17 protein-coding genes are annotated in these 24136 nt (G+C 73.2%); 2 read left to right on the plus strand and 15 right to left on the minus strand.

The annotated features are described in order from the left end of the window. From ACFVXG_RS00275 to ACFVXG_RS00345, 15 genes are all read right to left on the minus strand, one after another. Positions 1 to 1311 carry an O-antigen ligase domain-containing protein gene (locus ACFVXG_RS00275; RefSeq protein WP_387922789.1) on the minus strand — a complete coding sequence of 437 codons (1311 nt, stop codon included), beginning with the start codon at positions 1309 to 1311 and terminating at the stop codon, positions 1 to 3. Position 1312: 1 nt separating this feature from the next. Next, positions 1313 to 2842, minus strand: a complete 1530-nt coding sequence (locus ACFVXG_RS00280) for a right-handed parallel beta-helix repeat-containing protein (protein ID WP_387922790.1) — start codon at positions 2840 to 2842, stop codon at positions 1313 to 1315. 15 nt (positions 2843 to 2857) lie between these two features. Further along, positions 2858 to 4816 carry an alginate lyase family protein gene (locus tag ACFVXG_RS00285; RefSeq protein WP_387922792.1) on the minus strand — a complete coding sequence of 653 codons (1959 nt, stop codon included), beginning with the start codon at positions 4814 to 4816 and terminating at the stop codon, positions 2858 to 2860. A 2-nt stretch (positions 4817 to 4818) separates the two neighbouring features. Then, entirely contained in the window at positions 4819 to 7005 is a 2187-nt protein-coding gene (locus ACFVXG_RS00290) for a bi-domain-containing oxidoreductase (protein ID WP_387922793.1), read from the minus strand. Positions 7006 to 7058: 53 nt separating this feature from the next. Further along, on the minus strand, positions 7059 to 8978 hold the full coding sequence (gene asnB, locus ACFVXG_RS00295; RefSeq protein ID WP_387922795.1) for an asparagine synthase (glutamine-hydrolyzing): 1920 nt from the start codon (positions 8976 to 8978) through the stop codon (positions 7059 to 7061). A gap of 3 nt (positions 8979 to 8981) precedes the next feature. Further along, positions 8982 to 10517 (minus strand): Wzz/FepE/Etk N-terminal domain-containing protein, encoded by a 1536-nt coding sequence (locus tag ACFVXG_RS00300; RefSeq protein ID WP_387922797.1) that lies wholly within the window; start codon positions 10515 to 10517, stop codon positions 8982 to 8984. Further along, complete coding sequence (locus tag ACFVXG_RS00305) at positions 10514 to 11908, minus strand: Wzz/FepE/Etk N-terminal domain-containing protein (RefSeq protein WP_387922799.1); 1395 nt, start codon at positions 11906 to 11908, stop codon at positions 10514 to 10516. Before ACFVXG_RS00305 ends, ACFVXG_RS00300 begins: the two co-directional genes overlap by 4 nt. Further along, positions 11905 to 13215: a glycosyltransferase family 4 protein gene (locus tag ACFVXG_RS00310; protein ID WP_387922801.1), complete on the minus strand. Its 1311-nt coding sequence runs from the start codon at positions 13213 to 13215 to the stop codon at positions 11905 to 11907. Before ACFVXG_RS00310 ends, ACFVXG_RS00305 begins: the two co-directional genes overlap by 4 nt. Next, the gene (locus ACFVXG_RS00315) at positions 13205 to 14521 is read right to left on the minus strand and encodes a nucleotide sugar dehydrogenase (protein WP_387922803.1); all 1317 of its coding nucleotides are present in this window, start codon (positions 14519 to 14521) and stop codon (positions 13205 to 13207) included. Before ACFVXG_RS00315 ends, ACFVXG_RS00310 begins: the two co-directional genes overlap by 11 nt. Before the next feature lie 79 nt (positions 14522 to 14600). Next, the gene (locus ACFVXG_RS00320; protein ID WP_387922805.1) at positions 14601 to 16205 is read right to left on the minus strand and encodes a sugar transferase; all 1605 of its coding nucleotides are present in this window, start codon (positions 16203 to 16205) and stop codon (positions 14601 to 14603) included. A gap of 717 nt (positions 16206 to 16922) precedes the next feature. Next, complete coding sequence (locus tag ACFVXG_RS00325; RefSeq protein ID WP_387922807.1) at positions 16923 to 17648, minus strand: hypothetical protein; 726 nt, start codon at positions 17646 to 17648, stop codon at positions 16923 to 16925. Positions 17649 to 17810: 162 nt separating this feature from the next. Continuing rightward, positions 17811 to 18398: a cysteine dioxygenase gene (locus tag ACFVXG_RS00330; RefSeq protein ID WP_387922809.1), complete on the minus strand. Its 588-nt coding sequence runs from the start codon at positions 18396 to 18398 to the stop codon at positions 17811 to 17813. A 2-nt stretch (positions 18399 to 18400) separates the two neighbouring features. Further along, entirely contained in the window at positions 18401 to 20128 is a 1728-nt protein-coding gene (locus tag ACFVXG_RS00335) for a cation acetate symporter (protein ID WP_387922811.1), read from the minus strand. Then, positions 20125 to 20487 (minus strand): DUF485 domain-containing protein, encoded by a 363-nt coding sequence (locus ACFVXG_RS00340; protein WP_387922813.1) that lies wholly within the window; start codon positions 20485 to 20487, stop codon positions 20125 to 20127. The genes ACFVXG_RS00335 and ACFVXG_RS00340 overlap by 4 nt, the downstream gene beginning before the upstream one ends. Before the next feature lie 164 nt (positions 20488 to 20651). Beyond that, on the minus strand, positions 20652 to 21719 hold the full coding sequence (locus ACFVXG_RS00345) for a polyprenyl synthetase family protein (protein ID WP_387923835.1): 1068 nt from the start codon (positions 21717 to 21719) through the stop codon (positions 20652 to 20654). A gap of 283 nt (positions 21720 to 22002) precedes the next feature. Here ACFVXG_RS00345 and ACFVXG_RS00350 point away from each other — a divergent pair, with 283 nt between their 5' ends. Both ACFVXG_RS00350 and ACFVXG_RS00355 read left to right on the plus strand, forming a co-directional pair. Beyond that, on the plus strand, positions 22003 to 23856 hold the full coding sequence (locus tag ACFVXG_RS00350) for an alpha/beta hydrolase family protein (RefSeq protein WP_387922814.1): 1854 nt from the start codon (positions 22003 to 22005) through the stop codon (positions 23854 to 23856). Further along, positions 23853 to 24014, plus strand: a complete 162-nt coding sequence (locus ACFVXG_RS00355) for a hypothetical protein (protein WP_387922816.1) — start codon at positions 23853 to 23855, stop codon at positions 24012 to 24014. The genes ACFVXG_RS00350 and ACFVXG_RS00355 overlap by 4 nt, the downstream gene beginning before the upstream one ends. The last annotated feature ends 122 nt before the right edge of the window (positions 24015 to 24136 follow it).

Below are 24136 nucleotides of genomic sequence, written 5' to 3' on the forward strand. Positions count from 1 at the left end.
TCAGGTGAGCTCCGTTCGCCGGGCGCGGGGCGCGGTGCCCCGCCGCAGCGCGGCAGGTGTCGGACGGTCAGCGGGTGTCGGACGGGCGGCGGGTGTCGGGAGGACCGCGGGCGCCGGGAGCCCCGCGGGCCGGGCCGGCGCCGCCAGCAGCGAGGCGGCCACGGTCAGGTGCAGCAGGTACGGCGAGGCGTCGCCGAGCCCGGCCTCGGTGTACGAGGCGATCGCGCAGTAGCTGATCAGGAAGATCGCGGCGGCCCGGGCGGGCGAGGGCGGCCGCAGCAGCGCCACGCCGCCCAGCGCGACGAAGACCAGCGCCACCACGGTGACCCCGGCCAGGCCCTGTTCGTTGTAGACGGCCAGCCAGCTGTTGTCGATCGGCAGCCCGCCGAAGGACTTGTCGCCCAGGCCCATCCCGAAGACCTGCTCGATGGTCGTCCGGGGCGCGGCCAGCAGGGCGTCCCAGACCTTGGCCCGGCCGGTCAGGTTGGAGAAGTTCTCCTGGCTCTGCCCGCGCAGGAACCAGGCCTGGAGCAGCGAACTCAGGCCCACCCCGACCACGGTGGCGACCAGCACCGCCCAGCTGAAGAACCGGCGGGCGGCGGCGCTGGTCATGACGAGCGAGCCGATCGCCAGCACCAGCCCGATGAGCAGGCCGAGGGTGGCCGTCCGGGTGTGGGTCAGCGCGAGCAGCACCAGCGAGGGCACGATGATCGCCGCCGCGCTCGCCCGGGTGGTCCGGCCGTCCAGCAGGAGCAGCACGGTGAGCCCGATGATCACCGCCGCGTACTGCCCGATCTGCGGCGGGGTGAGCGGCCACAGCGCGCCGACCAGCCGCCCGCCGTAGACGTCGGGGAAGGCCGCGCCCGGTGAGGCGACCAGCCCGGCGGCCACCGAGACCAGCACCACGAAGTACATCCGGATGTGGAACCGGACGAACGTCCCGCTGCCGTCCCACCAGCGGCTGAGCAGCCACAGGGTGCCGACGAACAGCGTCAGCCGGAAGCAGCGGAACAGCGCGCCGTAGCCGGACTGCAGGTTGGCGCTGGAGATCACGCTGAGCACCAGCAGCACGGTGAGCAGGGACAGGAAGGCGCTGGCCCGCAGCCGCAGCCGCAGGTTGAACAGCAGCGCCAGCGCGAAGGCGGAGACCAGCGCGCCCATGGTGGCCATCTGGATCAGCGAGCGGGGCAGCGGGATGATCGTCTGCGCGCCGGCGGAGCCGAGCGTGTTGAGGATCAGCAGCCCCCAGATCAGCTCGACGGTCTTCGGCGGGCCGGCCGGCCGCGCCTCCTGGGCGGGTTCCCGTCCCATCTCACCCCCCGTTCCGGGGCTTGAGGGTGCTGCCCTGGTCCTGCTGGTACGGCGTGCCCTGCCACTGCTCGAAGTCGAGGCTGTGGCTCGGGTCGTGGGCGACGAAGCTCCACGGCCCGACGTAGGTGTTGTCGTGCCAGCGGTTCTGCTGCTTGCCGGTGATCGCGTCGGCCACCGGTTCGCCCTTGTACGGCGACCAGTCCGGGAAGGTGCCGTAGTTGGCCAGCACGGCCATCCGGCCGCACTTGTCGGTGCAGTCGACGACGGACGGGTCCAGGGTGAAGCGGTTGTCGTGGATGTCCACCCGCTGGGTCTTCCACCGGCAGTCGGCGTAGAGCGGTGCGCTGGCGATGGTCGGCTGGGCGCAGCGCCCGGTGTCCTTCACCAGCAGGGTGCAGTCGCCGGAGGAGGTGTTGGCCGGGCTGTTGCAGAACCGGTCGGCGTTCTCCCACAGGGTGATGCCGGACCAGTTGTCCTCCAGGACGTTCCGGTCGATCTCGATCTTGTCGGTGCGGGCCTTGATCCGGGGCTCGCCGCCGGACTCGGACAGGTAGACGGTGGCGAACGGGAAGGAGTCGCCGCGGTCGGCGGAACGGCGGCCCTCGACCCAGTCGTTGCGCCGGATCGTGTTGTTCCGGATGACCGCGTTGTAGCTGGTCTCGTAGATCAGCGCGGCACCGTCGTTGGCCTCCAGCAGGTTGTCCTCGATGCGGAAGTCGTTGTTGTTGGTGTCCGCCCAGAGCCCGGTGCCGCGGTTGTCGTGCACCCAGTTGCCGCGCACGTCGGCGCCGTTGACGGCCCAGAACTTGACGCCCCCGGTGCAGCCGCAGCCCGGCTGCTGCTTCTCCCACTGGTCGGTGTCGTTGCCGGTGATCTCGTTGCCCTCGACCAGCAGGTCGCCGAGCGGGGCGCCGGACTTGTAGGCGTTCATGCCGTACTGCCCGTTGGCGCGCAGGCAGCTGCCGCGGACCTTCTGGTGGGCGCCGGCCATCAGCCCGGCGCCGGAGTTGTGCTGGATCGTCGCGTGCTCGACCACCCAGCCGTCGGCCGAGTCGTGGTTGACCACGCCCTCGTTCTGCGGCGCGACGAAGCCCTGCACGGTCAGGTAGCGGATGGTGACGTTGCCGGCGCCGCCGCCGAACGCGTACTGGTTGGTCTTGTGGCCGTCGAGCACCGCGCCCGGCGCGCCGAGGTAGCTGTCGCCCTCCTTGGGGACGACCTGGGCGAAGCGGTCCGCCTCGAGGGTGTGCGTCCCCGGCGCGAGCCAGAACGTGGTGTTCGGGGGGCTGCTCTTGGTCTTCGCCGTCAGGTCGCCGACCACAGCGGGGTCGACCGTCACCGCGCCGGCCGGCGCGGTGGCCGGCCCGGCCTCGGGGTGGGCGCACACCTGGGCCACCGTCACGGCCCCGGACGGCGCGGCGGTCGGCTCCGGCGGGGCGTCCGACGTGCTGGTGCATCCGGCCGCCGCCAGCAGGGCCAGCACCAGTACCGATGCCGCCGACGCCGCCCGGCGCCACCTCGTGATCCCCACCGTCCCCATCACCCGCTAGCCCCGGAACCCGAGGACGGTGGTGAACTCCCGCCCGCCGTCGGCGGAGCCGCTGCCGATCAGCGTGGTGGCGGGTTCCTTGCGGCCGAAGCCGGCCGAGTACCAGCCCAGCGGCGGCTCGCTCTCGCCGCGGTGCGCCCGCCAGCTCAGCTCCCCAGGCAGGTCGAGCACCGCGGAGCGGTCCTCGCCGTCCTTGGTCCAGGTCAGCACGGCCCGGTGGCCGGTCAGCTCGGCGGTGACCGCCGGGCCGAGGTGGAAGGCCAGCCGGACCGCCCGGCGCGGGCCGCGCACCTGGTCGACGATCCGCAACTCCCGGCTCGGGGCCGCCAGTTCCACCCGGCGGCGGTGCACCGCGTCCTGGTAGCCGTCGTGCTCGGCGCACCAGCGGGCCACCGCCGGGTCGGAGGTGTCCGCGACCAGGACGCGGGTGCGGGCGTGCCTGGTCCACAGGAACGGGCCGCCGGAGAGGGACTGGTCGCCGCCGTCCAGCTCCAGGGTGTTGTGGCCCAGGGTCGAGCGGAAGTACCGCCGCCACTCGGGCTGCCCGTGGTAGCAGTACGTCCCGGGGTCGGCGAGCACGTCGACCCCCTCGTAGCGGACCTCCACGGACAGCGCGTCGGCGTGGCCGTGCGCGGCGATGGACAGGAACCCGTGCGGGCCGCCGTCGCAGCGGCACCAGATCTCCCCCTGTCCGTCCTGCCCCGGTCCGCGCAGCACGGTCATGCCGGCGTCCGGGAAGTGCACCGGCCGGGCCGCCGGGCGGGTCACCGTGCCGTCCTTGGCGTACGGCCGCAGCAGCGTGGCCAGCAGCGGGGTGCGCACGTCGGTGCCGGTCACCGCCGGCCACCAGGGGAGCCGGCCGAACACGGCCTCCCCGGTGGCCAGCAGCGAGCCCCAGCGGTCGGTGCCCGCGCCGTCCAGGACCAGGCCGTGCCCGTCGTCCGCGTCGCCCTGGCGGGGCGGGCGCAGCCGCTCGTCCACCACGGCCGCGAGCGCGTCGGTCATCCGCAGCAGGACCAGCCGGACGGTCCCGGGGACGGGCACGGCGGCGGCGTCCGCCTCGGCCAGCGCGGCCAGGCCGAGTTCCAGGACCAGCCCGTGGTACTCGGTGGCCAGTTCGCGGTTGAGGCCGGACAGGAAGGTGTTGGCGCGCAGCTGCCGCTCCAGCGAGCGCAGCGCGTCGGCGCGCCAGCGCTCCGAGGCGGGGAACCAGTCGAACGCGCAGGCCGCGGCGAACTGCCCGGCGGTCTCGGCGATCACGTGGTTGTTCGCCGAGGAGCCCCGGCTGGGGAAGGCGGCCAGCCAGCGCTGGTGGTGCCGGATCTGCTCCAGCGCCACCGGGTTGCCCTCGAACAGCCCGGCCGCGCCCGGCCAGCCGTCGAGCAGTCGGCGGATCCACACCCAGGACAGCAGCCGGATGCCCAGCTCGATGCCGCTGATCCAGTGCACGCCGCGCAGCGGCGGGTTGGCCTCCCACCAGGACCGCAGGTGCTCGGCCACCCGCTCGGCGTACCGCTCGTCGCCGGTGAGCGCGTACGCGGCGGCGAGCACGGTCAGGTACTGGTGCCGGGAGGGCTCCCAGATCTGCTTGATGTCCCCGACCGCGTCCTCGTTGCGGTACGGCACGTCGAAGGCGTAGCCGTCCGGGGCCCGGCGGCCGGTCTTCGGGTCGAGCCACCAGTCCGGGGCGGCCAGGTCGTGGCGCTCCACCCCGAAGAACTCGGCGTGGCCGTCCATCAGCCGGTCGGCCTCGGCGACCAGGCGCTTCGCGGCGTCCGCCGGGACGGCGGCGAGCGCCCCGGCGGGCAGCACGGCGGTGAACCGGGCGCCCGTCACCACCGGGCCGGGCGGCGGCGCCGAGCGCCACCGCCGACGGCGCAGCGCGTCGGCCGCCCGTCCGCCGACCTCCTGCGGTCCCATCCGGGACAGCCGTCGCAGGTACCAGCCCGGACTCATGGTCACAGCGACCTCGCCAGGGTGACCGGCGCGCCGCCGACCAGGGCGGCCTGCACGGCGAGGGTGGCCGCCGTGGTGGCGACCAGCGACTCCAGCGGCACCGGCATCGGGCCGCCGGTCCGCACGGCCTTGATGAACGAGGCCAGTTCGGCGGACTGGCCCTTGTCCCGGGCCTTGGGCAGCCGGGAGCTGACCCACCGCTTGCCGCCGTACACCGACGCGCGGACGAAGTCGTCGAGCTTGAGCACCTTGCCGTCCGCGACCAGGTCCAGCGTCTCCTTGGGGAAGCTCGACGCACCCGTGGTGACGTAGCTGAGGGTGGCGGTGGAGCCGTCCGGGTAGCGCAGCACGATCTGCAGGTCCTCGTTGCCGGCCGGGGCGACGGCGTACACCGAGACCGGGTCGGCGCCCAGCAGCCAGCTCGCGGTGTCGATGAAGTGCCCGCCCTCACCGGCGAACCGCGAGCCCTCGGTGCCCTGTTGGAGGTACCAGCTGCCGTGCTGCAGCCGGCCCGCGTTGACCAGGTAGCGCAGGCTGGCCGGGCCGCTGCGGGTGCCGAAGCGGCCCTTGGCCTCCCGCAGCAGCGGCGCGAACCGGCGGTTGAAGCCGACCTGGAGGCGGTCGTTGCCGGACTCCTCCACCGCCGCGAGCACGCCCGCCAGTTCGTCCTCGGTGAGGGCCAGCGGCTTCTCCACGAACACCGTCTTGCCGGCCAGCAGGGCCCGCTTGGTGAGTTCGGCGTGCGAGCTGTGCCGGGTGACCACGAACACCGCGTCGATGGAGTCGTCGCCGAGCACGGCGTCCAGGTCGGTGGTCGCCTGGTCGAAGCCGAACTTGCGCTGGGCGTTGGCCGCTGACAGCGCCGTGGTGGTGACGACCGTGGACAGGGCGACGCCCTCGCGCTGGGCCAGGTGCGGCAGCAGCATCGACGACGCGTAGTTCCCCGCGCCGACGAACGCCAGCCGCACCGGCGTCCCGGCGGGCCGGACCGGGGTGGCGGCCTTGCCGGGGCGCAGCACCGCCGGCACCGTCAGCGTCGGGGCCTGTACCGGCCGCTCCGGCTCGGCCCCGGCGTACCGGAACAGCACCGCCACGGCCTTCAACTCGCCCTCCTTCAGGCGCCGGTAGGTCTCCACGGCGTCGTCGAAGTCGGCGATGTGGGAGATCAGCGGCGCCACGTCGACCCGGCCGCGGGCGGCGAGGTCGAGGAAGCAGGCCAGGTTGCGGCGCTCGGTCCAGCGCACGTAGCCGATCGGGTAGTCCCGGCCCGCCAGCTCGTACTCCGGGTCGTAGCGCCCGGGGCCGTACGAGCGGGAGAACCGGACGTCCAGCTCCTTCTCGTAGTACGCGTTCCACGGCAGGTCGAGCCGGCACTTGCCGATGTCGACCACCCGGCCGCGGTCCCGGCTCAACTGCGCGGCCAGCTCGACGGGTTGGTTGCTGCCGCCGCCGGCCGCCAGGTACACCTGGTCGACGCCGTGGCCGTCGGTCAGCTCGGCGACGGCGGTCTCCACCACCGCGGAACCGGGGTCGCCGCAGGCCACCGCGCCCAGCTGTTCGGCGAGTTCGCAGCGCACCGGGTCGGGGTCGGCCCCGACCACCCGGACGCCCGCGGCGGTCAGCAGCTGCACCACCAGCTGGCCGATCAGCCCGAGGCCGATCACCAGCGCCACCTCGCCGAGCTGCGGCTCGCCCTGGCGCACGCCCTGGAGGGCGATCGACCCGACGGTGCCGAAGGCCGCGTGCTGCGGCGCGAGGCCGTCCGGCACCGGGGTGTAGAGGTTCTTCGGCACCCAGTTCAACTCGGCGTGCAGCGCGTGCTCGTTGCCGGCGCAGGCCACCAGGTCGCCGACCTTGACGTCGTCGACCCCGGCGCCGACCTGCTCGACCACCCCGCACAGCGAGTAGCCCAGCGGCGTGTAGGAGTCCAGCTTGCCCATCACCTTGCGGTAGGTGGCGGGCAGCCCGTTGGTGGCCACGCTCTGCATCACCTTGGCCACCTGGTCCGGACGCGAGCGGGCCTTGCCCACCATCGACATCCCGGCCTCGGACACCTTCATCATCTCGGTCCCGGTGGAGATCAGCGAGAAGGCGCTGCGCACCAGCACCCCGCCCGGCTTGCACCCCGGCACCGGCACGTCGAGCACCGACAGTTCGCCGCTCTTGTAGTTCTGCACAACCTGTTTCACCGGAAGTCCCCTTGCTTCTAAGCTTCTAAGCCGTTCAGTGAGCGCCGAGCAGTTCAGTGGGCGGCGGTGCCGGAGGTCGCGCCGCGGTACCAGTACTCCAGGGTCAGCACGTGCCACAGGTGCTTGGAGTAGTCCTGCTGCCCGGCGGCGTCCTCGGCGGCCAGCCGGGCCAGCGCGTCGCGGCGCAGGAGCCCGGACCGCACCAGCTCGCCGTCGTTGATCACCTCGCGCACCAGCGGCGCCAGGTCCCGGCTCATCCAGGCCCGCAGCGGCGCGCTGAACAGGCCCTTGGGCCGGTACACGATCTCCGGGGGCAGGATCGAGGTGGCCGCCTCCTTGAGCACGGCCTTGCCCTGGCGTCCGACGATCTTGCGGTCGCCGGGCACCGTGAACGCGGCCTTGACCACCTCGACGTCCACGTAGGGCACCCGCACCTCGGTCGACGCGGCCATGCTGGAGCGGTCGGTGTAGGCGAGGTTGAGGCCCGGCAGGAACATCCGGGCGTCGCCCAGGCACATCCGGTTGACGAAGTCGTCGAGGTCGTTGTCCTGGTAGACGTCCGCGTGCTCGTCCAGCACGTCCTGGACCGTCCCGGCGAGGTCCGGGTCGACCAGGTCGAGCAGTTCCGCCCGGTCGTACATGGTGTAGCTGCGCCGGAACGCCGTCTCCTCCGGCAGGTCGGCGAAGGACAGGAAGCGCTTGGCGAACCGCACCGAGCGCAGCCCCCGGTTGGCGGTGGCCACCGGCAGCCGGTCCACCGCGGCGGACAGGCCGCGGCGCAGCGGCCGCGGGACGCGCTGGTAGCGCAGCGCCAGCTGGTTGGCCAGGTGCTTGCGGTAGCCGGCGAACAGCTCGTCGGCGCCCATCCCGGAGAGCATCACCTTGACCCCGGCCTCCCGGGCGGCCGAGCAGATCAGGAAGGTGTTGATCGCGGCCGGGTCGCCGATCGGCTCGTCCAGGTGGTACGTCATCCGCGGCAGCAGGTCCAGCACGTCCGGGGCGATCTCGATCTCGTGCAGGTCGACGCCGAAGCGCTCGGCGACCTGCCGGGCGTAGCGCAGGTCGTCCGGCATCGCCTCGAACTTGGCGTCCTCGGCGCGGAAGCCGATGGTGTAGGCGGAGATCCCGGGGTGGTCGCGGGCCGCCAGCGCGGTCAGGTAGCTGGAGTCCAGGCCGCCGGAGAGGAAGGTCGCCACCGGGACGTCGGAGAGCAGGTGACGCCGGGTCGACTCCTCGACGATGGCGGCGAGGTCCGGCAGCTCGCCGGCCCGGGCCCGCTCCCGGCCCTCGGCAGCGACCTCCCGCAGGTGCCAGTACCGGCCGCGCTCGACCCGGCCGTCGGGCCGGCAGCGCAGCCAGCTGCCCGGCGGCAGCTTCTCGGCCTCGCGGTACGCGCACCGGGAGTCCGGCACCCAGTAGTAGAGCAGCGAGGCGACCATCGCGCCGTGGTCCACCTCCAGCGACCCGCCGGTGGCGGCGGCCAGCGCCTTGAGCTCGGAGGCGAACACCAGGCCCTCACCGCGCCGGATCAGGAACAGCGGCTTGATGCCGAGCTGGTCGCGGGCGAGCACCAGCTCGCCGGTCCGCTCGTCGAAGACCCCGAACGCGAACATGCCGCGCAGCCGGGGCAGGCAGTCGGTGCCCCAGCGCCGCCAGGCCTCCAGCAGCACCTCGCTGTCGGAGGTGCCGCGGAAGCGCACCCCGGCGGCGGCCAGTTCGGCGCGCAGCTCTGGGGCGTTGTACAGCTCACCGTTGTAGGTCAGGACCAGGCCGTCCTTGGCCATCGGCTGGGCGCCGGTCTCGGACAGGTCGACGATGGCCAGCCGCCGGTGCCCGAGGTGCACCTCGCCGTCGCCGAGGGGGTGGCTGTACCGGCCGGCCCCGTCCGGGCCCCGGTGGGCGAGGGTGTCGGTGAGCAGGTCGGTGACGGCCTTCCCGTCCGGCCACCGGTACGTTCCCGCGATGCCGCACATGTCCTACCTCGCCTCCTGGTCGATGTCCGGGACCGGTGCGGTCCAGATCGGTAGTCGTTCGGTCCGTCGTCGGCCCAGCCGGATCAGCCGGGCGGGCCGTTCGTCGCGGTCGGGCGGCGCGGCGGGCGGCCCGTCCCACCGGGTGCCGTCGGTCCGGTCGCGCGGATCGGGGTCGATCAGCACCACGCCGAGCACCGGGATGCGCTGCTCGGCGAGCTGCCGGGCCACGGTGTGCAGCCAGGCGGCGCTGCCGGCCCCGGCGCGGACGACCAGCACCGTCCGGGCGCCGAGGTGGCGCAGGTCGGTCCAGGCCGTGCCGGGCGCCACCGAGCCGACGCCGACCCGGCGCTCCTGCGGCGGGGGCACGGCCTCGGCGTCCTCGCCGCGGACCACGGTCGGCTCCCCCGGCCCGGCCCCGCGCTTGGCGAGCTGCGGTCCGGGCAGCCCGTCGACCACGACCACCGGCCCGCCCTCCTCGGTCAGGACCCGGGCGAGGTCCAGGGCGATCGCTCCGGTGCTGTGCGCGCAGCCCAGTTCCAGCAGCGACACCGCCTCCGCGGAGCCGCGCACGGTACGGGCCAGGGTCGCGGTGACCCTCGCCCGGGCCGCCTTGGTCCGGCGGAGCTGCCAGCGGCCGAGCGAGCGGCGGGGCACCCGGTTCAGCTCCGCGATGACGGAGGCGCCGAGGCCGGCCGCGATCTCCCGGCGCAGCACCGGGCGGTCCGCCACCACCGCGCCGACCGCGGCCACGGCGATCCCGAGGAACAGTCCGAGGACGAGCCCGATCCCGGCGTCGGTGGCGGCGGTCTTGGCCAGGGACAGCTTCACCGCGTGCGGGGCGTCCACGATCTGGGTGCCGGCCACCAGCCGGGGCGCGCCGACCTTGGCCTCGGCGGCGCGCTGGCCGAAGTCGTTGATGCGCGCGGTGAGTTCGTCCCGGCTGGCGTAGAGCGACACCAGGTTCGCCGCGCCCTTCGCCACGCTCTGCGGCGTGGCGTCACCGATCTGCTGGTTGACCTGGGCGAGTTCCTGCCGCATCCGGTCGCGCTGGTCGAGCAGGGCCTTGGACTCGGCGTCGGCGGCGTCCTGGAGCCGCTTGACGTGGTCCGCGACGAAGGCCTCGGCCAGCGCCTTGGCGCGGGCCTGGGCCTCGGCGTCGCTGTGGCCGGTCACGGTGATCTCCAGGAGGTTGTTGGTCAGGCCGGTCCCGGCGTACTCCTTCATGAAGTCCTCCGGTTTCTCCGCGGACCCGAGGGCTTGCAGGGCCTGGGCGGCGATCCCGGTGGTCTGGAGCAGGGCGGCGTCGGTGCGGATCAGCGTGCCGGGGTCGTTGGGCTGGTCCGCCGCGTGGGCGACCAGCACCTTGGCCGTCGCGCTGGGCGGTGCCGGCCGCAGGACCGCCAGTGCCGCGCCGGCCAGCAGGCCGAGCAGCGCCAGGGTGCACCAGAGGCGGCGGCGCCTGCGCACCGCGACCACCAGCGCGTGGAGGTCCAGCAGTGGAGCGGCCGTCGACGACTCCCCCGTGGTACTCGTCGTCACCCCGGATCTCTCCTCGCCTCGTCACCCTCACCGGTTGCGGCCCCCGACGCGACGGCGCCCGCGAGCACCGGCTCGGCGGTGCCCGGACGGCGGCCGGCGGAGCGCTTCGGCCGGTCCTGGACCAGACCGGCCACCACGACACCGAGGAGCTCGTGCTCGGCGTCCGCGCACGCCCCCGCCAGGTCGGCGAGCTCCCCCGCCGTCCAGCTGCCCGCGCTGAGCACGACCAGCGCGCCGGACTCCGCGTCCCGGTCCGGCAGCAGCGGCCGGGCGACCGGCACCCCCACCACCCGCAGCCGCGGATCGCTGCCCGCCTCGGCGGCGAGCTGGTCCGCGGCCCGGCGGGCCGCTTCGTCGCCCTCCGGGACGACCACCAACAGCCCTCGGGAGGCGGGCAGTTGCTCCCGGATCCGGGAGCACACCCGGCGGTAGCGGAGCTGCCGGCCGGCCTCGTCGCCGGAGGCGTGCGGGGTCGGCAGGTCCCACCGGACGTCGGTGCCCAGCAGTCGGCGGATCCAGCCCCGCGGGCCACCGGCCGCCGGGCGGCTCAGGGACCGCCCGCCGGGGACGTCGACGGTGCCGAGCAGTTCCGAGCCGAGCGCCGCGGCGATCTCCGGTTCGGTGCGCAGCCGACGGCTCATCCGCGCCGCCGTGAGGTGGCCGATGACGCCGAGCAGGAGGAACACCAGCGCCCCGGCGGCGACGAGCTGGGTCCTGGTCGGCGGCGCCTGGCCGGTCGGCCGGGCCGCCGAGCCCATGACGACCATGTTGGCCTTGTTGGCGGCCGGGTCGACCTGGTCCAGCTTCTTGACGGCGTCCTGCAGTGCGGTGCGCAGCTTCTCCAGCTCGGTGCGGAGCTGGACGTTCTCCACGGTCTGCCCCGGCCCGACCGCGTTGGCCAGGTCGGTGATCCGCTGGCCGGTCTGGATCACCAGTTGGCGCAGCTGGTCGGGCTGCGCCGACCCGGGGTCGGTGCCGTCGCCGGCCATCCGCCCGGCGAAGGCGACGAACTGCTTGGCCAGCTGGTCGGCGAGCTGCTGGGCGCGCTCCGGGGTCTCGGCGGTGCCCGAGAGCTTGATGATGTTCCCGTCCGCCGCGCTGGCGCTGACCCGGTCCTGCAGCTTGACGCCGTTCACCCCGCTCCAGTTGAGCGCGGCGGCCGTGCGGTCGACCACCACCGAACTGGTCGCGATCTCCGCCTGGGTCATCAGTTCGCGCTCCTGCCACACCCCCGGCAGCAGCACCGACGCCGAGGTGGTGTAGCTCGGCGGGAACAGCAGGGAGCTGCCGAAGCCGACCAGCGCACCCACCGCGGCGAGGACGGCGAGCAGCCGCCACCGCCGACGGAGGATCCGGCCGATCGTGGCCAGGCGAATCGTGTCCTCGTTCAACGGCGCTGCCTTCTCCCCGCCCCGCGCCGGGCGCCCCCGGACGCGGGAGCACCGTCCCCGCAGGCCGCCGCGTAGGCGGCGAGCAGCGAGCGCTGGGAGTTGCGCCAGGCGAGCGGCCCGTTGATCCGCTCCTGGCCGAGCTTGCCCATCAGGGCCCGCTTCTCCGGGTCGTCCATCAGCAGCGCGACCAGCCGGGCGAACTCGGACTCGTCGTTGGCGGGCGCGTAGAGCGCCGCGTCACCGGCGGAGACCCGCGCCTCCCGGAGGTCGAAGGAGACGATCGGCTTGCCCATCACCATGTACTCGAGGACCTTGTTCATGGTCGACACGTCGTTGAGCGGGTTGCGCGGGTCCGGGGAGAGGCAGACGTCCGCGCTGGACAGGTAGCGCACCAGGTCGGCGTCCGGCACCCGCCCGGTGAACTGCACCTGCTCGGAGAGGCCGAGCTGCCGGGACAGCTCCACCATCGCGTCGAAGGTGTCGCCGCCGCCGACGAACACGGCGTGCCAGTCGGTCCGCCCCTGCTCGTCGCGCAGCTTCGCCAGCGCCCGCAGGGCGTAGTCGACGCCGTCCTGCGGGCCCATCACCCCGAGGTAGCACAGCAGATGGGGCTTGCCGCGCTTCAACTCCGCCTCGGGCGGCACCGGTTGGAACCGGTCGGTGTCGGGCGCGCTGCGCACCACGAAGACCGACTCCGGTCGCTTGCCGCCGCGGCGCAGCGCGACGTCCCGGTAGCTCTCGTTGGTGGAGAGCACCACGTCCGCGGCCCGGTAGGTCCTCCGTTCCAGCGCGCAGACGCCGCGGTAGAGCAGGTCCTCGCCGCGGTCGAAGCGGGACAGGTACAGCTCGGGCACCAGGTCGTGCTGGTCGAAGACGAACCGCGCGCCGCGCCGTTTCAGCCACAGGGCGGGCAGGAACAGCAGGTCGGGCGGGTTGCAGGCGTGGACGACGTCGACCGGGCCGACCTTGCGGGCCAGCCGGGCGGTGTGCCAGAGCGCGGCCCCGTACTCCTGGAGGTAGCCGGCCGGCCCGCCGGTGGCCGCCCGCAGGGGGTAGCGGTGGATCCGCACCCCGTCGATCACCGCCTCGGGTTCGGTGTCCCGCTTGGTCCCCTGCGGGCAGATGACGTCCACCGTCCAGCCCGCGTCGCGCAGCGTGGTGCACTCCTGCCAGACCCGCCGGTCGAAGGGCACCGACAGGTTCTCCACCAGGATCAGCGCGCGCCGGCCCCGGCCGTCGGCGCCGACCGCGTCATCAAACGACGTGTCATCAACCGACGTGTCCTCGAACGATGCGTCACCAGGCAAGGCCCACGTACCCCCGCTCGGTCCGGCGCGCCTCGGCGTCGGGAAGGCGGACGAGGTCGACGATCACCGCTCCGTCGCCGTGCGGCAGGGCCGAGAGCACGGCCTCGTCCTTGGTCCCGACCACGCACACCTCGGCGTGCTCCAGGACCTCGTCGACGGACGGCACGAGCAGCTGCGCGAGGTGCGGCAGCCTGGTCTCGATGTACTCCCGGTTCGCGCCGAGCAGCCGGGACAGGTGCACGTTGGGGTCGTAGATCCGCAGGTCGTAGCCCTTGCCGAAGAGCCGCTCGGCGAGCTCGACGAGCGGGCTCTCCCGGAGGTCGTCGGTGCCGGGCTTGAAGGACAGGCCGAACAGGCCCACCCGGCGCTTGCCGGTGCGCTCGACCAGCTCGACCGCGCGCTGGAGGTGGTCGGCGTTGGAGGGCAGCACGTGGGAGAGGATCGGCACCGAGACGTCGGCCCGGCGCGCCGCGTGGACCAGGCTGCGCAGGTCCTTGGGCAGGCAGGAGCCGCCGAAGGCGAAGCCGGGCCGCAGGTAGGCGGGGCTGATGTTGAGCTTGCGGTCGGCCAGGAACACGTCGATCACCTGGTGCGAGTCCACGCCCAGCGCCTGGCAGACCGCGCCCAGCTCGTTCGCGAAGCCGATCTTGAGGCCGTGGAAGGCGTTGTCCGCGTACTTGATCGCCTCGGCCACCGGGACGGGCACCCGGAACACCTCGCCGGGCAGGCCCTCGTACAGCGCCGCGACCACGTCGCCGCTCGCCGCGTCGAGCTCGCCGATCACCGTCTTGGGCGGGTCGAAGAAGTCCCGCACGCTGGTGCCCTCGCGCAGGAACTCCGGGTTGACCGCGACCCCGACGTCCACCCCGGCGGTGCCGCCGAGGTGCTTCTCCAGGATCGGCACCAGCAGGTCCAGGCAGGTGCCCGGGAGCATGGTGCTGCGGAACACGACGGTGTGCCGCCCGCCCTTCTCGGCCGCCGCCGCACCGATCTGCTCGGTGACCCGCTCCAGGTAGGTGGTGCACAGGCTGCCGTTGGCCTCCGAGGGCGTGCCCACGCAGACCAGCGACACGTCGCTGCCCAGGACCGCCTCGCGGACGTCGGCGGTGGCGCGCAGCGCCCCGGACGACACCACCTCGGCGATCATCTCGCCGATCCGCTCCTCGACCACCGGGGCCTTGCCCTCGTTGACCAGGTCGACCTTCACCTGGTTGACGTCCACGCCGATGACCTCGTGACCGAGGCTGGCCAGGCACGCGGCCGACACGCAGCCCACGTAGCCGAGCCCCAGGACGCTGACCCTCATGACCCGTTCCTCCCCTCGGGCCGGCCCTTGCGGCCGCCCGTCCGCGCGTCGATGGGACGACGCCCCCCAGCAATGGCCATCAGTACGCCCCCTGCCCCTGGAGCACCGCACGCAGCGTCTTCCAGAGGATCACCGTGTCCAGCGCGAGCGACCAGTCCTCCACGTACCGGAGGTCCAGCCGGACCGCCTCCTCCCACGGCAGGTCGCTGCGCCCGCTGATCTGCCACAGGCCGGTGAGCCCGGGCTTGACGAGCAGTCGCCGGCGGATGTCCGGGCCGTAGGCGGCGGACTCCTCCGGCAGCGGCGGCCGCGGACCGACCAGCGACATCGAGCCGGCCAGCACGTTGAGCAGTTGCGGCAGCTCGTCCAGCGAGTACCGCCGCAGCACTCCGCCGACCCTGGTGATCCGGGGGTCCCGGCGGAGCTTGAACAGCAGGCCGGCGCCCTCGTTGCGGTCGGCCAGCCCGGCCTTGGCCCGGTCCGCCCCGGCCACCATGGTGCGGAACTTGACCAGGGTGAACTCGCGGCCGTCCTTGCCGACCCGGTGCTGCCGGTAGAACACCCCGCCGCGGCTGTCCAGCGCGACGAGCAGCCCGACGCCCAGCATCAGCGGCGAGAACAGCACCAGCAGCAGCGCCGCGCCCAGCCGGTCGACGACCGCCTTGACCGCCCGGGGCGCGCCGGTGAAGGCCGGCATGCTGACCCGCAGCATCGGGATCCCGAGCACCGCGTCGACGTGCAGCCGCGGGCCGGCCACCTCCATCAGCACCGGCGCCACGACCATCTCGGCGTCGCCGCCCTCGAGGTTCCAGGCCAGCCGTTGCAGCCGGTCCGGCGACCAGTGCGGGTCCGGCGTGATCGCGACCACCCGGTAGCCGTCCCGGCGCACGTGGTTGGCGACGTCCGTCAGCCGGCCGACCACCGGCACGCCGTCCAGCCGGTCACCGTTCGGCCCCAGCGCGTACGGCGTGCAGACCGCCTCCACCCGCCAGCCCAGGTGCGGGAACTTGCGGGTCCGGGCGATCAGGTCGCGCACCGTGGCCGGACTCCCGGCGGCGAGCACCGGGCGCAGGCACCGCCCCTGGTTGCGCTGCTTGTGCAGCCACAGCCGCAGCACATAGCGCTCGGTCATGGTGACCATCGTGATCGCCGGGATCGCGACGAAGATCCAGAGCCTGATGTTGTGCGAGGAGAGGGCGATCCCGCCGAGCGCCAGGACCACGGCCGCCGTGAACAGCGAACGGCCGAGTCGGCGGAATTCCTCCGCCCCCTGGCCGAGAACCGCCGGTGCCCACGCCCGGGTCGTCCCCAGCGCGCCCAGCACCAGCAGTTCGGTGCCGAAGGCGAGAATTCCCCATTTCTCGTGCCAGTTGGCCGCGTCCCGGACCCCGAAGAATCCGCCGATGGCCGCCACCACGAAGGCGGTGGCCACGGTATCGCTGACCATCACCGTACGGCGGTACTGCTGCTCCCAGTCGATCTCGGACCGGCTGAATTTCCCGCCCCTCGGGCGGCGCACCCGCGCCGACGGAAACGGGCCGACTAATTCTCCCTCCTCCTTCTTCTGCTCAACAGCCCCCGCCCCTGCCAGGTCGTCAGTGGGTTCGACGTGCTCGCTCCACACGGTTCCTCCCCCCGGAAGGCGGCTGCCTCCCGCACCTGATTCCTCCCCTCGGGAGGTCATGCCTCCCGCGCCGCACTGTTCCTACCCGCACACGGCAGCACCCCCCGGAAATGCCGAACCGGCCATTCCAGCACTGCGTGAACATCCCACCGGGAACCGACGGACCCTGACGTCCGACCGGAATCCCGAAGTGCGCGGGAAAACGTCGACGGTTGCGCTCTTCACACTCAGAACTTCTGCACGGGTGCCGAGATTCGGACACCCCACGCCTGCCGCCGGAAATCGCGATTACCGGCAGTGCGCAACGATGGATCTGTAGATCGTCATGTGTCGCCCCTCGCGCCGACGGTGCGGCGCGAAAATCAATGTAGAGCATCGGAGGCGCCCGATGAGGGGGATGTGTGAAACACGTGCTCGAGATTTGAAATCGGGCCCAACGGGCGGTGCCCTCCCGGGGGTTGCCCGCGGACCGGAATCCGTGGCGTGACCTGTGAGGACGCCCCTCCGCCGGGCGCCCGGAGGCTCCGCCTCCGCCCAGTATCCCCGGCCGACCGGCTGCGAGGAAGCCGTAGGTCTCGGCCACCGACACTTCCGGCCGTCCGGCCGAAAACCCGGGCGCGGCCCCGCGGGGGCGGGGCATCCTGAGCGGGCAACCAGCCGTCACGGCACGGGGGCTGACGACGGGTCACAGCGAGGGACCGGCCACGCGGCCGAACCGCCGCACCCTGCTCACCGCCGCCGGCGGCCCGGCCGCAAGACGGCCGGATCCCGCCCCCGTCAGGAGATCGGCGGGTGCTCCCCCAGGTAGCGCAGGCCCTGCTTGAGGTGGGCCCGCGGGTTGGTGGTGAGGTGCCGGGACCAGGCGGGCTTGGTCTCGCCGCGCCGGTGGGCGTAGCAGGCCAGCGCGTAGCCGAGCATCCGCTCGGTCAGGTAGCCGAGCCGGGAGTACGACCAACCCCGTTCGTTCCGGCTGAAGTTGAAGGCGGAGTTGGCGGTGAAGACGCCGAGGCCGAAATGCACCGTCAGCAGGTCGGTGAGCGGTTCGTGGTCGCGCCGGCCCCGGGAGATCCGCTGCTCGTCGAGGAGCCGGACGTGGCCCAACTCGTGGGCGACGGTGGCGACCAGGGCGACCGGGCGGGCGGCCTGGCGCTGGGCGACGGCGATCACCGGGCGCCCGTTCTCGCGCCGGTAGTGCCCGGCGGCGGAGCGGGAGCTGTGGTTGAGGCGGAGGCCGTCGACCATGGCCTGTTCGCCGTCGTCCGGCTCGATCTCGACGGTCAGACGGTCGGGCGCCACCTCCAAATAGCCGCAGAGCCGGGCGATCACGGCCCGGACGGACTCCTCGTCGCCCCGGTAGGGCCCCGGGAAGAACTCGGCGGTCGGCAGGACCGGGGCGCGCTCCAGCACCCCGAGGCCGAACTCGGCCGCCAGCCAGGCCATCGACTCCTCGATCCAGACCCGTTCCTCCGGACCGACCGGACACTTCGGTGGGAACAGCGCCATCACACCCCCTGGGATCGAGGACATGATGCACCACGGACGGACGGACGGACGGGCGGACGGCAGACGGCAGACGGCAGACGGCAGACGGGCGAGCGCACGGCGACGCGCGCCGACGGGTCGTCAGCGCGCGTCGCGGGTCGCGGGTCGGGGGTCGGGCGTCGGTCAGGGGGCCAGGGCCTCCGGGCTCCGCCAGCTCACCAGGCGGGCCCCGTCCGGCGGGCGGTCCACCACCTCCTGTCCGAAGATCCGGTTGATCGACGTGCCCATGTTGAGCGAGATGTCCGCGCCGTAGACGTGCAGCGAGACTGCCCGCCCGGTGCCGCCGTTCGACACCCGGTGGATGTCCTCGTCGGGCGGGACCAGGAACTGCACCCGGCCGGCCGAACAGGTCGTCCGGGCGACCGGTGCCAGCACCTTGCGGCCGGACTTGGGCAGCCGCCACAGCCGGTACGACTCGTCCACCTCGACGCCCTCCAGCACCCCCGACACGCACCAGGCGATGTGGTCGTGGATCGGGGTGAACTGCCCGGGCAGCCAGGTCAGGGCCACCACGGAGTGGGTGCGCCCGGCGTACAACAGCCGCTGCGAATAGCCCTCGGTGTCACCGGCGCACAGGTCGCCGGGGACGATCAGCCCGGCGCGCAGGTACTTGCGCAGGGTGTCCGCGGTGAGCTGGGCGGTCAGGACGTCGGCGGCGGCGTAGCGCTCGAGGTCGGCGAGGAACTCGTCCAGGTTGGATCCGGTCGTCATGGCTACCGCCCCACCCCGGTGAGCGCGCGGACTTCCAGCTCCTCGAAGCTGCGCCGCTCCGCCTCCTCGTCCCGACGCCGGCGGCCGCCGGCCAGCGAGCCGAGGACGGCGGCCGCGAACCCGATCGGGATCGAGAGCACGCCCGGGTTCTGCAGCGGGACCGGCGCGGTGGCGGTGCAGGAGATCAGCGCCGTGGCGTTGCCGACCTGCTTGCTGGCCGCGTCCACCCCGCAGTCCTTCGCCTGGGCGGCCGTCAGCTTCACGGCGGGGACGGTGCTGCTCGCGCCGCCCCAGCAGATCGGCGAGAGCAGCACCAGGCCGATCGAGGCGACCAGACCCGCGTAGATGCCGCACTTGGCGCCGAAGGTGGTGAAGCGCTTCCAGAACAGGGTCAGCAGGATGGCCGGCAGGTTGGCCGAGGCCGCGATGGCGAAGGCCAGGGCCACCAGGAACGCCACGTTGAGGTCCCGGGCGAAGATCGACAGGGCGACCGCGACCGCGCCGATGACCACCGCCGCGATCTTCGCCGTGACCAGCTCCTGCCGCTCGGTCGCCCGGCCCTTGCGGATGACGCTGGCGTACAGGTCATGGGCGAACGAGGACGAGGAGGTCAGGGTGAGCCCGGCGACGACCGCCAGGATGGTGGCGAACGCCACCGCCGCGATGAAGGCGAGCATCAGGGAGCCCCCGGTGGTGCCCGCGCCCCCGCCCAGGTGCTCGGCCAGCAGGGTGGCCGCGGTGTTGCCGGACGGGTCCTTCGCCTTGATCGTCGCCGTGCCGACCAGCGCGGCCGCGCCGAAGCCGAGCACCAGGGTCATCAGGTAGAAGACCCCGATGATGCCGATCGCCCAGTTCACCGACTTCCGCGCGTCCCGGCCGGTGGGGACGGTGTAGAAGCGCACCAGCACGTGCGGCAGCGCCGCGGTGCCCAGCACCAGGGCGACGCCCAGACTGACCAGGTCGAGCTTCGACCAGCCGTCCGTCGCCCCGTACTTGAGGCCGGGCTGGAGGAAGGCGTCACCCTTCTTGGACGCCGAGGCGGCGTCCCCGAGCAGGTGACTGAGGTCGAACCCGTACTTCGCCAGCACCCACAGGGTCATCACGGCCGCGCCGGCGATCAGCAGCACCGCCTTGACGATCTGCACCCAGGTGGTGCCCTTCATCCCGCCGACCACGACGTAGACGATCATCAGGGCGCCGACCCCGAGGATGGTCCAGATCTGCGCGGAGGCGCCCTTGACGTCGAGCAGCTGCCCGACGATCGTCGCCGCGCCGACCATCTGCGCGATCAGGTAGAAGATCGACACCACGATGGTCGACACCCCGGCGGCGGTCCGCATCGGCCCGCTGCGCAGCCGCGCCGCCAGCACGTCGGCCATGGTGAACCGGCCGGTGTTGCGCAGCAGTTCGGCGACCATCAGCAGCGCGACCAGCCAGGCGACCAGGAAGCCGATCGAGTACAGGAAGCCGTCGTAGCCGGAGAGCGCGATGATCCCGGCGATGCCCAGGAAGGACGCCGCGGACAGGTAGTCGCCCGAGATCGCGATCCCGTTCTGCAGCGCGGAGAACTGGCCGCCACCGGTGTAGAAGCCGCCGGTGCCCCGGGTGCTCCGGCGCGCCCAGAGGGTGATGACCAGGGTCACCGCCACCAGGGCGACGAACAGGCCGATGGTCAGGCCCTGGTGCGAGGCCGACTTCGCCGCCGCGGCGGCCGAAAGGTGCTGTCTCATGCCTGACTCACCGTCAATTCCTGCTCGCTGCCCGACCGGACAGCCGCCTCTTCGCGCAGTGCCCCGGACAGCGGGTCCAGCCGCCGGGCGGCGAACCGGCCGTAGGCCAGGGCAATGCCGAAGGTCGACACGAACTGCAGCAGTCCGAAGACCAGCGCCACATTGATGTTCCCGACGACCTTGGTCGCCATGAAGCCGCGGGCGTAGGCCGAGCAGAGGACGTAGGTCAGGAACCAGAGCAGGAACGCCGCCGTCACCGGGAACACGAACCTGCGGTAGCTGGCGCGCAACTCGGTGAAGCGCGGATCGTCGCCGATCCAGGGGGTGTCACCGCGCGACGGTGCGGCCGGGTCGATCATGGGAATCCTTCTGAGCGGTACGGAACTGCCGAACGCCCCGACCGTAGGGTCCCCCGGTAGACGAGCGATCAACGCGCGTCCAGCAGCACCGTCCACCCGCGTCCACCCGCCGTCCACCGGCCTCGGTCGAGGAGCTCGCCGACCAGCCCTTCAGCGCCGCCCGGTCACCCTTCCCGGATCACGTTCGCCAACGGCAGGCCCTCGAAGAAGGCCACGGCCTCCTCCCGCCAGTGCGCGCGCCAGCCCTCGGCTTCGGTGCGGGCCGCCTCGGCGCAGCGGCGCATGTCGGCGCGGAGCTTCGCGTCGACGCCCAGCAGCCGGGCCAGTTCGCGGACGCGCTCGACCGTCCCGGCCGGGCAGTGCGGGTCGCCGAGCGCCGACTCCACCAGGGCCCGCTGCGCCTCGTCCGCGCGGGCGAGCAGCGCGGTCACGGCGTAGCTGCGGCGTCCCGCACGGAGGTCGGCGCCGGTGGACTTGCCGGTGGCGTCGTCGTCGCCGAACAGGTCGAGGTAGTCGTCGCGCAGTTGGCCGCCGATGCCGACCAGGCTCGCGTACCGACGCAGCCGGGCGTCGTGCCCGGCCAGGTCCGCACCGGCGGCCAGCAGCCCCAGCCGCAGCGGGGCGAGCACGGAGTACCGGGTGGACTTGTACTCGCAGACGGTGTGCAGGAACTCCTCGTCCGGGAGCGGCCGGAAGTCGCGCTCGAGGTCGACGATCTGGCCGGCCACCGTCTCGGCGCCGGCGTTGAGCTGCACCTCCAGCATCGCCTGGCGCAGCTCGGCCGGTACGTCCGCCTCCAGCAGGACCCGCATGGACAGGAAGGCGGCGAGGTCCCCGGCCAGGACGGCCAGGCCGAGCGCGGTCCGCTCCGCCGCCGGGAACTCCCGGCGGTAGGCGTAGTAGGTGGACGGGCCGCCCCGGCGTACCGGCGCGTCGTCGATGATGTCGTCGTGGACGAGCCCGTGCGTCTGGAGCAGTTCGATGCTCAGCGCGGCCTCCGCCAGGCCGGGCACCGGGTCGGTGGTCACCAGCCGGGCGGCCTCGTACAGCAGGGCGACCCGCAAGCGCTTGCCGCCGCGCAGTGAGAGGTCCCGCAGCAGTTCCAGGCAGCGCGGGGTGAAGCGGCTGAGCGGCGGTGTGTCGAGGCGCTCCGGCAGGGCGTCGAAGTAGGCCTCGAAGCGCAGGTCGAACCGGCGCCGGTGTCCGGCGGCTCGTTCGCGGGCGGCTGCCATGATCGTCTCGTTCACGGGCCCACCCTCGCATCCCCAGGGGTGCACCCGCGCCGCCGGGGTCGGAGCGGGCCTGTGGGCGGACAGCCGTCGGCATTCATCTCAGCTGCATTTCGGCCATCTGTGCGAAAGGTCTGTTCGCGGCCGCGACGCCCTCCTAGAGTGGCCGCGATCCTCCACAAGTGACCTTTTCTTCACGTGGATTCACCGGACCTTCACGCCGATCGACCGGCCCGGGATGCTCAGCACGGTCTGTTCCCACCATCGAGCCGGAAGGGCCGGGTCCATGACGCAGTCGTTCCAGTCCCCCGGCTTCGCCGCACTGGCGGGTGACCGCGCGGTCGAGACGCGGCTCGTCGAGGAGCGCTGGCAGGCGGTGGCCTGGGACCTCGGGACGGATCAACGCCGGGTGGTCACCGACCGGCCGGAGGGCGTCCACCTGAGCGAGATCGAGCCGGACGGCGGCGCCATCTGGTGGTTCGACGCCGACGGCGCCGGGGAGGGCCGGTGGTGGCGGGAGCCCTTCGAGGGCGGCGCGGGCGGCGCGGCGCTGCACGGCGTGCCGCGCGGGCGGGCCTACGGCGTCGCCTTCGACCGGACGGGCGCGCTCGCCGCGGTGGCCGTCGGCGTCGACGACGCCTCGCACTGCTACGTCGGCCCGCCCGCGGGCGGGGCGCGGCTGGTCGGTTCGGCGCCGGGGTACCTGAGCCTGGCCGACCTGTCGCCGGACGGTCGGCTGCTCGCCCTCGGCGGACGCCCCGACGGGGACGACGCGGTGGTCCTGTGGCCGACGGACGCCCGGACGGACGGTCCCCCGGTTCAGCTCGCCGGCGGCCAGCGGCTGCGGCTCTGGCCGATCGAGTTCAACCCGCTCGCGGTGCGCGAACCGGAACTGCTCCTGGTGGTCGAGGAGGACGAGCGGTACACCCTCGCGACCTGGCGGGCGGACACGGGCCTGCGAAGACACCCGGGGCTGTCGTTCGACTCGGAGATCTCGACCGGCTGGTACCGGGGGCCGCGCGAGGTGCTGATCCAGCACGAACGGGCCGGGCGGAGCCGGCTCCTCCTCGCCGACCTCCTCACTGACGAGTCGGACCAGCAGGGGCCAGCCGAACAGAAGTCAGCACAGCAAGTCCCGCCCACCCGGGAGATCCCCACGCCCGGCGGCACGATCCACGACCTGTCCTGCGCCCCGGACGGCACCCTGCACTGCGTCTGGAGCCGGGAGTCGACACCGCCCCGCCCACTGCTGCTGCGCCCCGACACGGCGGCGGCGGACCACCCCGAACCGGACCGGGGCGACACCTCCCGCAGCCGGCGTTGGACCGCCCGGCCGTACGGGCGGATCCACAGCTTCGTCAGCACCCCGGCCGGTGACGGCCCGTGGCCGACCCTCTTCCTGGTCCACGGCGGCCCCGCCACCCACGACCGGGACTCCTTCGACCCGCGGGTGAACGCCCTGGTGGGCCACGGCTACGCGGTGGTGCGCACCAACTACCGCGGCTCCACCGGCTACGGCGCCGGCTGGCAGCACGAGTACGGCCACCGGGTCGGGCTGGCCCAGATCGAGGACCTTGCGGCCGTCCGCGCGGAGCTGGTCGCCGACGGTACGGCGCTCGCGGAGCGCACCGGCCTCTGCGGATTCTCGTGGGGCGGCTACCTGACCCTGCTGGCGATGGGCGCGCAGCCGGAGCTGTGGTCGCTCGGCATGGCCGCCCAGCCGATCGCGGACTATCCCGCCGCCTACCGCACCACCACCCCCGCACTGCGCGAGGTCGACCGGCAGCTCTTCGGCGGGGCTCCGGAGGAGGTCCCCGAGCGCTACCGCGCGGCCGACCCGCGATCGTACGTGCACCAGGTCCGCTCACCCGTCCTGCTGGTCGCCTCGCGGACCGACGAGCGCTGCCCACCCGACCAGGTCGCCCGGTACGCCGCGGACCTGCGCCGGCTGGCGCTGCCGCACGAACTGCTCTGGGTGGACGGCGGCCACTACAGCCGCCGGACCGCCGACCACCGATCGGTGCTGGCCGCGATGGTCCGCTTCGCCGGGCGCGCCTGGCCGGCACCGCTCCCCCGGTCGACCCGGGGCGACCGCCCCGGGGTACCCGCCGATCCGCTGGAAGGAGGTGAACATCCATGAAGCGACGCAGCATTCAGAACGACCCGATCAGCACCCCGGAGCGTGACCGGGGCGCCGTGATAGTCCAGAACTTCACGCTCGACCTCACCAAGGCCGCAGCGGTCGCGCCTGCCCTCAAGGGGAAGGCGAAGCCGAAGCCGGAACCCAAGGCCAAGTGACCCACGGTCGCTCCGGGGCGCCCCCCGGGCCCCCGGGCGACACCCCCCCGTACACCGACCCATAGAACGCCGACGACCGCCAGAAGTTGCCATAAAGCGTATCGTCCGCCTCCACAAGCCCT

This window comes from Kitasatospora sp. NPDC058162 (assembly GCF_042884005.1).
GTDB lineage: Bacteria > Actinomycetota > Actinomycetes > Streptomycetales > Streptomycetaceae > Kitasatospora.